A 9,775-nucleotide genomic window follows, 5' to 3' on the forward strand; every position below is an offset into this window, starting at 1 on the left:
TCGTGACAAAAGACCCGCAAGCGAAGCGCAAGCCGGAAAATTGCGCCTTCGTCATCTTTGGCGTGACCGGCGACCTCACCCATCGGCTGGTGATGCCATCGCTGTACAATCTGGCGGCCGAGCACCTGTTGCCGGAAAAATTCTGTGTCGTCGGCGTCGCCCGCAGGAGCCAGTCGGATGATGAGCTGCGCGACAGCCTGCTGAAGGGACTGCGTCAGTTCGCGACGCGGCCCGTGGACGACGACATCGCCAAGAAGCTGCTGGAATGCGTGACCTTCGTCGAGGCCGACGCAAAGGATCCGCCCTCCTTCGACCGCCTGCGCGAGCATCTGGATTCGCTGGAATGCGCGCAGGAGACCGGCGGCAACCGGCTGTTCTATCTCGCCACCCCGCCCGCCGCCTTCGCGCCGACCGCGCGCGAGCTCGGCCGCGCCGGCATGACGAAGGAGAACGGCACCTGGCGGCGCCTGGTCATCGAAAAACCGTTCGGCACCGATCTCGCCTCGGCCCGCGCGCTCAACGCCGAGCTCCTGAAGATCATGGACGAACACCAGATCTACCGGATCGATCACTATCTCGGCAAGGAGACGGTGCAGAACATCCTGGTTCTTCGCTTCGCCAACGGCATGTTCGAGCCGATCTGGAATCGCAACCACATCGACCACATCCAGATCACCGTGGAGGAGAAGCTCGGCGTCGGCCATCGCGGCGGCTTCTATGATGCCACCGGCGCGTTGCGCGACATGGTGCCGAACCATCTGTTCCAGCTGATGTCCCTCGTCGCGATGGAGCCCCCGACGCGCTTCGATGCCCATTCGGTCCGTTCAGAGAAGGCCGAGGTGCTCACGGCGATCCAGCGGCCGAGCCGGGAGGAAGCGCTGAGGAGCTCGGTGCGCGCGCAGTATCTCGCCGGCCGCATCGGCGACGAGGAGATTCCGGACTATCGCAAGACCGCGGACGTCAAGCCCGGCAGCACCACCGAGACCTATGTCGCGCTCAAGCTGATGATCGACAATTGGCGCTGGGCCGGCGTGCCGTTCTATCTGCGCACCGGCAAGGCGCTGGCGCACAAGCGCACGGAAGTCGCGATCAAGTTCAAGCAGGCGCCGCTGTCGATGTTCTCGGGCACGGCGGTCGACCGCCTGTCGCAGAATTTCCTCACCATCGGCATCGCGCCCACCGAGACTATCGAACTTCAGTTCAACGCCAAGATCCCCGGGCCGAGCGTCACCATCGACGGCGTCGAGATGAAATTCCGCTACGGCGACTATTTCCAGGCCGATCCCTCGACCGGCTACGAGACGCTGATCTACGACTGCATGATCGGCGACAACATCCTGTTCCAGCGCGCCGACGGCGTCGAAGCCGGCTGGCAGGCGGTGCAGCCGTTCCTGGACGCCTGGACAAGCGCCGGCAGCAACGGCATCGAAACCTACGAAGCCGGCAGCGACGGCCCCGCCTGCGCCGACGAGCTGCTGCGGCGCGACGGGCGAAGCTGGCGGAAGTACTCGTGATGGCGGCGGCCGACCAGCCGAAGCTGATCGTCGAAGCTGATGCCGAAGCTCTTGCCCGCGCCGCGGCCGAACGGGTGATGGCGCGGCTCGCGGCGAATCCCGGGCGGATCGCGATCTGCCTCACCGGCGGCTCCAGCCCGAAGAAGCTCTACCAATTGATCGGCAGCGACGCGTGGCGCGGCAGGATTCCGTGGGACCGCGTGCACTGGTTCATCGGCGACGAAAGGTTCGTGCCCGAGAGCGATCCCCTCAACAACATGGCCGTCGCGCGCGCGATCTTTCTCGATCGCAATGCGCCAGCCGGCCATATCCACCCGATTCCGACCACGGCCGGGAATCCGGATGCCGGCGCTGACGCTTACGCACGCGAGCTGCAGGCCTTCTATGGCGCAGACCAGCTCGATCCGGAGCGCCCACTGTTCGATCTCGTGCTGATGGGCGCCGGGCCCGACGGCCATACCGCCTCGCTATTTCCGGGGTATCCCGAAATTGAAGAGACCCGACGCTGGGTCGTCGGTGTCGCCAAGGCCAATGTCGCGCCCTTCGTGCCGCGGGTCTCGCTCACCCTGCCCGTTCTGGCCTCCTGCCGCGAGATGCTGTTCGAGATTGCCGGGCACGACAAGCAACCGATCTTGACGCGCCTCCTCAACGGCGAGAATCTGCCGGCGTTGCGCGCGCGCTCGAATGGCGAGACCGTCTGGCTGGTCGACAGGGCCGCGCTTCCGGAGGAAATTCGTGGGCCGCGCTGAAGCACCTTGTGCATTGATCGTGATGGGCGTGTCGGGTTCGGGCAAGAGCACGGTTGCGAAGGCGCTCGGCGAACGGCTCGGCTGGCGTTTCGAGGACGGCGACAGCTTTCATCCCGCCAGCAATGTCGAGAAGATGCGGGCCGGCCACCCGCTCACCGACGAAGACCGCTGGCCCTGGCTCAATGCCATCGCCGACGAGATCGCGCTGGTGTGCGAACGCGGCGAGCACGTCATCATCGCCTGCTCGGCGCTGAAGCATACCTATCGCGACGTGCTGCTGCGTGGTCGCGACGACGTGCGCTTCGTCTTCCTGAAGGGCACGAAGGAGCTGATCGCCGAGCGGCTGGCGCACCGCAAGGGCCACTTCATGCCGCCCGAGCTGCTGACGAGCCAATTCAACACGCTGGAACCGCCGGAGGCGAGCGAGCACGTCGTCACCGTCTCGATCGACGAATCCGTCGAAGCGATCGTGGACGGCGTGGTGCGGCAATTGAAGCTGGGCGGCGCGATACCGAAAGTCCTGCCATGACGCAAATCTCACTCGTGGTCTCCGATGTCGACGGCACGCTGCTGACCAAGGACAAGACGCTGACCGAACGCGCGAGGAGCGCGGTGCAGCGGCTGCATCGGGCCGGCATCGGCTTCACCATCACCTCCAGCCGCCCCGCCATCGGCATGCGCTTCCTGATCGAGCCGCTGGCGCTGTGGCTCCCGGTCGGCCCGTTCAACGGCTCCTCGATCATCGATCCCGAGATGAGGCCGGTCGAGCAGCACCTGATTCCCGCAAGCGCGGCCGAGCGGTCCTTGCGGATCCTCCGCGAATTCGGCGCCGACATCTGGCTGTTCACCACCGACAAATGGCTGATCGACAATCCCAGCGGCAGCTATGTCGCTCACGAGCAGCACACGATCCGTGCCGACCCCACCATCGTGTCCGATTTCTCGCCCTATCTTGCGAGCGCCTGCAAGATCGTCGGCGCCAGTGGCGATGCCGCGGGGCTCGCGGCTTGCGAGAAAGCGATGCAGGAGGCGCTCGGCCGCGAAGCCACCGCGGTGCGCTCGCAGACCTACTATCTCGACATCACCCCGCCCGGCTTCGACAAGGGTACTTTCGTCCAGGCCATGGCAAAGCGCCTCGGCATTGCCACCGACGCGGTCGCCACCATCGGCGACATGCAGAACGATCTCGCCATGTTCCGCGTCAGCGGCACCTCGATCGCCATGGGCAACGCCGCCGACAACGTCAAGGACGAGGCGACGCATGTCACTGCAAGCAACGAGCAGGACGGTTTTGCCGAGGCGATGGAGATGATCCTGACGCGGAATGGGGTGAGCTGAGCGCGCCGCGGGTTCTCTTCACCTCTCCCGCTTGCGGGAGAGGTCGGCGCGTCCCGGGCGATGCGCAGCATCGTCCCGCGCGCCGGGTGAGGGCTTTCTCCACTTGGGGACTGTCCCATTGCGGAAGCACCCTCTCCCCAACCCTCTCCCGCGAGCGGGAGAGGGGGCGCACCTCCTTCGTTGCAGCCATCAAGCCTCGTTTAATCCCACTGTTGCGCGCTCGCCTTACTTCGACCGCTGCATCGCCGGCTTCTCGCTCTTCTGCCGTGCTGCCGACAGATTGTGTGCCGTGTTGATCAGCGCGATGTGGGTCAGTGCCTGCGGGAAGTTGCCGGTTTGGCGGCGGGCCACGGAGTCGTATTCCTCGGCGAGCAGCCCGACATCGTTCGCGACACCGACCACGCGATCGAACAATCCCTGCGCCTTGTCGATATCGCCCGACAGCACATAGGCATCGGCGAGCCAGAGGCTGCAGGCCAGAAACGCGCCTTCGAGCGGCGGCTGGTCCACCGCCAGCTCGCGCGGATCGTGCCGCAGCACGAATCCGTCGCGCATCAGGCATTTCTCGACGGCCGCGATGGTGCCGCGGATGCGCGGATCGGACGCCGGCAGGAAGCCGACGGCCGGCAACAACAGCACGCTGGCATCGAGCAGCTTCGAGCCGTAGGATTCGACGAAGGCACCCGCCTCCGCGTCGAAGCCCCTGCTGCAGACGTCGCGATGAATGGCATCGCGCAACGTGCGCCAGTGCAGGAGCGGGGCCTTGAAGCCGAAGATTTCGGCGCTCTTGATGCCGCGGTCGAAGGCGACCCAGGTCATCACTTTCGAGAAGACGTAGTGCTTGGGCTGTCCGCGCCGCTCCCAGATGCCGTGATCGGGCCGGTCCCAGACCTCGGCCAGATGATTGAGCACGGCGCATTCCAGCGCCCAGGTCTCGTCGTCGAGCTGGAGCTTGGCCATGCGTGACTGGTGGAATGCGTCGATCAACTCGCCATAGACGTCGAGCTGGAGCTGCGCATGAGCCGCGTTGCCGACGCGCACCGGCTGCGCGCCCTCGTAACCAGCGAGCCAGCCCGCCTCCCATTCCAGCAGCCGCCGCTGGCCCCAGATGCCATACATGATCTGCATGTTCGCCGGCGAACCCGCGGCCGCACGCAGCAGCCAATTGTGCCAGGCCAGGGCTTCCTCGGTGTAGCCCGAGTTCATCAGTGCCAGCAGCGTGAAGGTGGCGTCGCGCAGCCAGCAAAAGCGGTAATCCCAGTTCCTGCTGCCCCCGAGCTTTTCCGGCAAGGAGGTGGTGGGTGCCGCGACGATGCCGCCGGTCGGCGCGAAGGTCAGCGCCTTCAGCGTGATCAGCGAGCGCAAGACGAGATCCTGATAGTCGCCGTCGCGGGTGCAACGGCCGCACCAATCCCGCCAGAATTTTTCGGTCTCCTGGAGAGCGAGCTCCGGATCGATCGACGCGGGCGGCTCAAGATGCGAGGGGCCGTAGGTCAGCACGAAGGGCACTGTCTCGCCTTCCCTCACCTCGAAATCCGAGACGGTGGTCAGGTCCTCGCCGCGGGTCTCGGCCGGCGTGCGCAGCACCGTCATGTCCTGGCCGGCGATGGCCATCAAGGAATGGTCGATCCGCCGCACCCAGGGAATGTCGGCGCCGAAGCCGAAGCGGATGACGAGCTCCACCCGCATCTTCACTGTGCCACGGATGCCGCGGACCAGCCGCACGATGTCGGACGCCTTGCCGCGCGGCGGCATGAAGTCGATCAGTGCGACGGTGCCGTCTTTCGTCTCAAAACGCGTTTCAAGGATGAGGGTGTTGCCGCGATAGCGCCGCGAGATGGAGACCACTTCCTCGCTCGGCGCGATCAGCCAGCGGCCGTTCTTGTGCGTGCCGAGGATCGCGGCAAAGCAGGCGTCGGAATCGAAGGCCGGCCAGCACAGCCAGTCGATCGAGCCGTTGCGCCCGACCAGCGCCGCGGTCTCGCAATCGCCGATCAGCGCATAGTCCTCGATCCTCTGAGACAATGTCGTGCGAGCCTAGAAATCCCCGGCCGTTCAACTCCCGCCGGGCAATGAACGTTCCCGCGTCGCGGCCTTCAAAGCCGCCAGATCGATCCTGGACGCGATCTTGTCGAGCGCAACAGGAAGGCGCTGGCGCCAGTTCGGGTGCTCGTCGATCGTGCCGGGAATGTTGGGCTGGTCGATCACGCCCAGCAGATCTTCCATCGACACCGCGAGCAGCCGGGACGGCGTGCGCGACAGGAAGGCGAGCACCGAATAGAGATCATTCGCTCGAATGCCGTTCTGGCGCAGGATCTCGTCGAGCCTGCCGAGCGCATCCCAGCGCGCCTGGTCGTTCTCGCCGGGATCGAGCCCGAGCGAGCGCTTCATCTTGAGGTCGCTGAAGGAGCGCCAGCCGGCATAGGTCGACAGGTCATGCGTGTTCAGCGTGACCAGCGCGTTGGGCCGGTAATGGTCGACATTGCGGAAATGGCCGGCATCGTCGCGCTCGAACATCATGACGAGATAGGACCAGATGCCGAAATCCTGCATCATCTCGCGAAAACCTTCCGGCACGGTGCCTAGGTCCTCGCCGATCACAATGCATTTGTGGGCCGCGCTCTCGCGCGCCACGGCTGCCAGCAGCGCCTCGAACGGCATCTGCACATAGGCGCCGTTGTCGGGTTTGAAGCCGCGCGGCACCAGATAAAGCCGTTTCAGGCCGAGCACGTGATCGAGCCTGATGGCGCCGGCATGACGCATCGAGGCCGCGAGCATGTCCGCGAACGGGACGAAGGACTGCGCCTCGAGCCCACCGGCGTTGAAGCCGGCGAGACCCCAGTCCTGGCCGATGGTGTTGAGCACGTCGGGCGGCGCGCCGACGGCGAGATGGCGGGAAATCGCCGTCTGCTCGTTCCAGGCATCGAAGCCGTTGGACTGCACGCCGACGGCAACATCGAGATAAAGGCCGACCCGCATGCCGAGCTGGCTGGCGAGCTCCTTGGCGGCATGCAGCTGGCTATCGGCGGTCCATTGCACGAACTCGACGAACTCGACCTCGCGCTTGGCCGGGCCATTGCGCAGCTCGGCGCATTTCACCTGATCCGGCTGCTGCCATTCCGACGGCCACTCCCACCAGGGGGCGGCGAAGCGATGGCGCAGCACCTCAAAGCAGGCAAAGCGGGACAATAGCGGCGCGCGGGCGGCCCGGAAGGCGTCAAACGCCTTGCGGCGCGCCTCGCTCGCGCTTGTCACGAAGCTGTCAAAGGCGGCGCGAAGACCCAGCCATTTCAACGCCGCCATGTCGGCATAGGGGACGCGATCACCTTCGCGCAGACGGGCGGCCGTTGCGGCCGCGTCGGGCACGAGGTCTGCCGAGAATTCGGGAATTGCCTCAACGTCGATATAGAGCGGATTGAGGAAAAGCCGGCTGTTCGGCGAATAGGGGCTGCAATCGGCCGGATGGTCGTCGAACAGGACATGCAGCGGATTGAGCCCCACACCGTCGGCCCCGAGCTGCTTGGCAAGCCGGACCAGGCCTGCGAGGTCGGTGAAGTCGCCGATGCCCCAATTGCGGTCCGAACGGACGCTGTAGAGCTGGACGGCAAGCAGCCAGCCACGGTCGAAATCGCCGCCGAAGGCGCGCTCGGGCGCCACGATCATCGGCACCTCTTCCGTCACGCCTTCGGCATCGGTCAGTGTCAATCTGTGATACCCGAGCGCCAGGCCGGCGGGCCAGGCGATGACGGGCTCGCGCGTCTCGCCTGTCGCGATCACATTGCCGTTGCCGTGGATTTTCCATTGCAGCGGCGGCGCACCGATGGCCGCCAATTCCGTGCGCGGATGCCCCAATGCGCGGACCACGACCGGACCGCTGACGAAGCGGTAGACGCGCCTCTCCGGCAGGGCGTCGAGGATGGATTTGAGCGCCTCGGGCGCGGTGACCCGCAGCTTGCCGAGGGCGTCAACGAATTCGGACTGAACGCCCTTGATCCGGGCTTGAGCTAAAAGATCCATTCGGCACGCAGCTTGCAGGCCATTGTTTGGCCAAGGGCATCGATTTTAACGAGGTCGCGGAAGAGGTTAGTCAGGGGTAACTCGCAAACTGCGCTTGCCGTTCCCCAGGGAACCAATGACACACAAGCGGCTTTCTATAATGGTACCAAGCGTCGGCTCCCGGCAAGGGAAACGGGCTCCTGCTTTCTTGTCAATGGCATCACCGTGAACAAGACAATTCAAACTGTCGAAAGTGCCGCAGCCGGCAGCGCTTTCCTGATCGAGGACGTCTATCCCTCGATCGACGGCGGCCGCTTCGCTGTGAAGCGGATCCTGGGCGAACCGGTCGAGGTCTGGGCCGACATCTATCGCGACGGCGACGCCGTGACATCAGCCGCGCTGATCTGGCGCCGCGAGCAGGAGCGCGAATGGCGGAGTGAGCCGATGACCCATCACGGCAATGACCGCTGGTCCGGTGCGTTCACGCCCGTTGAGCCCGGCCAATATGTCTACGCGATCGAAGCCTGGACCGATGAGTTCGCCACATGGTCTCACGCAGTCGCGCGCAAGCGGCGCACCGGGGCCGATGTCAGCCTCGATGCGATCGAGGGCGCCGGACTCCTGACCAAGGCGCATGGCGCGCGACAGAACGCGGCAGCGGTCATCATCAGGCAGTGCGAGGATTATCTCAGGAACGGCGACGTCACTTCGCTGCTCGCAACTGAGCTCGGCAAAGCCATGGCCGAAAGCCAGTCGCGGCCCGACCTGACGCGCTCGCCACTCTTCCCGCTGACCATAGACCGCGACAAGGCGCGCTTTGGCGCCTGGTACCAGATGATGCCGCGCAGCCAGAGCGCATTGCCGGGCCGGCATGGCACGCTGCGCGACTGCATCGCGCGCGTGCCTGACATCGCCGCCATGGGCTTTGACGTGCTCTACTTCACGCCGATCCACCCCATCGGCCACACAAGCCGCAAGGGCCGCAACAATGCGCCGGTGGCGCGTGAGGGCGATCCCGGCTCGCCTTATGCGATCGGCTCGGCCGAGGGCGGCCACGATGCGCTGCATCCCGAGCTCGGCACGATCGAGGATTTCCGCGCGCTGGTTGCGACCTGCCTGGAATACGGTCTCGAGCTTGCACTCGACTTCGCCGTGCAGTGCTCGCCGGACCATCCCTGGCTGACGCAGCATCCGGAATGGTTCAAATGGCGGCCGGACCGCTCGATCCGGACGGCGGACGGCCCTTATTCCGACATCGTCATCCCCGATTTCGCCTCGGTGGATCGCGTCGGCCTGTGGAACGCGTTTCGCGATGCCATGCTGTTCTGGATCGACCATGGCGTCACCATATTCGCCATCGACAATCACGACACTGCGCCGCTTCCGTTCTGGGAGTGGCTGATCCGCGACATCCGCCACCGTCATCCCGAGGTAATCCTGTTCTCCAAGACCTACGCACGGCCGAAGCTGATGAAGGGCCTCGCCAAGCTCGGCTTTGCGCAGTCCTTTACCTATTTCCCCTGGCGCACCTCGCGGTGGGAGCTGGAGCAATATCTCGGCGAGCTGACGCGCTATCCCGAACGTGATTTCTATCGTCCGCACATGTTCGCCAACACGCCCGACCTGCTGCCCTATCACCTCCAGAGCGGAGAGCCCTGGGCATTCAAGTCGCGCGTCGCACTGGCGGCGACGCTCTCAGGCAATTACGGCATCCATAGCGGCTTCGAGCTGCTGGAGCATGAAGCGATTCCCGGCCGAGAAGAATATCTCGATTCCGAGAAGTACCAGATCAGGCAGCGCGACTGGGACAGGCCCGGCAACGTCAAATCCTACATTGCCGGGCTCAATCGCGCCCGCAACGAGAACGCGGCGCTGCAGCAGACGACGAATTTGCGCTTCCTCGGCATCGAGGACGACGAGACGATCGCCTTCGCCAAGGAGGCGGCCGATCCGGCCAATACTGTCGTCATCGTGATCGCGCTCTCGCGCCCCGCGCGTGAGTGCTGGCTGCCGCTCGGCGATGTCACCGTTGACGCCGATGGACAGCGCCACCAAGTGAGGGCACTCGAAAACCTTGTCACCGGCGAACGGTCCCGCATCGAATGGGGCGGGATCAGGTTGCGTATCGATCCCGACCGCGATCCGGCGCTCCTGTTCCGCTGCCTGGCGTAAGGGTTC

The 9,775-nt window shown here is 65.1% G+C and carries 7 protein-coding genes; 5 read left to right on the forward strand and 2 right to left on the reverse strand.

Features of this window, described 5'->3' with window-relative positions; all coding sequences use genetic code 11:
* Positions 1 to 2: 2 nt before the first annotated feature.
* Genes zwf through ABIG06_RS04485 form a run of 4 tightly spaced genes read left to right on the forward strand, consistent with a single transcriptional unit; the run spans position 3 to position 3,601 of the window.
* The gene (gene zwf / locus ABIG06_RS04470; protein WP_124162530.1) at positions 3 to 1,514 is read left to right on the forward strand and encodes a glucose-6-phosphate dehydrogenase; all 1,512 of its coding nucleotides are present in this window, start codon (positions 3 to 5) and stop codon (positions 1,512 to 1,514) included.
* Positions 1,514 to 2,263: a 6-phosphogluconolactonase gene (gene pgl, locus ABIG06_RS04475; protein WP_370134549.1), complete on the forward strand. Its 750-nt coding sequence runs from the start codon at positions 1,514 to 1,516 to the stop codon at positions 2,261 to 2,263. The genes zwf and pgl overlap by 1 nt, the downstream gene beginning before the upstream one ends.
* On the forward strand, positions 2,250 to 2,792 hold the full coding sequence (locus ABIG06_RS04480) for a gluconokinase (protein ID WP_124162528.1): 543 nt from the start codon (positions 2,250 to 2,252) through the stop codon (positions 2,790 to 2,792). The genes pgl and ABIG06_RS04480 overlap by 14 nt, the downstream gene beginning before the upstream one ends.
* Positions 2,789 to 3,601, forward strand: a complete 813-nt coding sequence (locus ABIG06_RS04485; protein ID WP_370134552.1) for an HAD family hydrolase — start codon at positions 2,789 to 2,791, stop codon at positions 3,599 to 3,601. Before ABIG06_RS04480 ends, ABIG06_RS04485 begins: the two co-directional genes overlap by 4 nt.
* Positions 3,602 to 3,826: 225 nt before the next feature.
* On the opposite strand, the gene ABIG06_RS04490 is transcribed toward ABIG06_RS04485, so the two are convergent.
* Positions 3,827 to 5,626 carry a glycoside hydrolase family 15 protein gene (locus tag ABIG06_RS04490; RefSeq protein WP_424578078.1) on the reverse strand — a complete coding sequence of 600 codons (1,800 nt, stop codon included), beginning with the start codon at positions 5,624 to 5,626 and terminating at the stop codon, positions 3,827 to 3,829.
* Positions 5,627 to 5,656: 30 nt separating this feature from the next.
* Positions 5,657 to 7,618, reverse strand: coding sequence for a 4-alpha-glucanotransferase (gene malQ / locus ABIG06_RS04495; protein WP_370134557.1), 1,962 nt, complete (start codon positions 7,616 to 7,618; stop codon positions 5,657 to 5,659).
* 204 nt (positions 7,619 to 7,822) lie between these two features.
* Between malQ and ABIG06_RS04500 the strand changes: the two genes are divergently transcribed.
* Positions 7,823 to 9,769 (forward strand): maltotransferase domain-containing protein, encoded by a 1,947-nt coding sequence (locus tag ABIG06_RS04500; protein WP_370134559.1) that lies wholly within the window; start codon positions 7,823 to 7,825, stop codon positions 9,767 to 9,769.
* Positions 9,770 to 9,775 lie beyond the last annotated feature (6 nt).

This window comes from Bradyrhizobium sp. USDA 326 (assembly GCF_049739485.1).
Classification (GTDB): Bacteria; Pseudomonadota; Alphaproteobacteria; order Rhizobiales; family Xanthobacteraceae; genus Bradyrhizobium.

Excerpts from the sequence above, each read along its gene's own strand:
- malQ (WP_370134557.1), bottom strand. The coding sequence starts at position 7,618 with ATGGATCTTTTAGCTCAAGCCCGGATCAAGGGCGTTCAGTCCGAATTC.
- ABIG06_RS04485 (WP_370134552.1), top strand. The coding sequence starts at position 2,789 with ATGACGCAAATCTCACTCGTGGTCTCCGATGTCGACGGCACGCTGCTG.
- pgl (WP_370134549.1), top strand. The coding sequence starts at position 1,514 with ATGGCGGCGGCCGACCAGCCGAAGCTGATCGTCGAAGCTGATGCCGAA.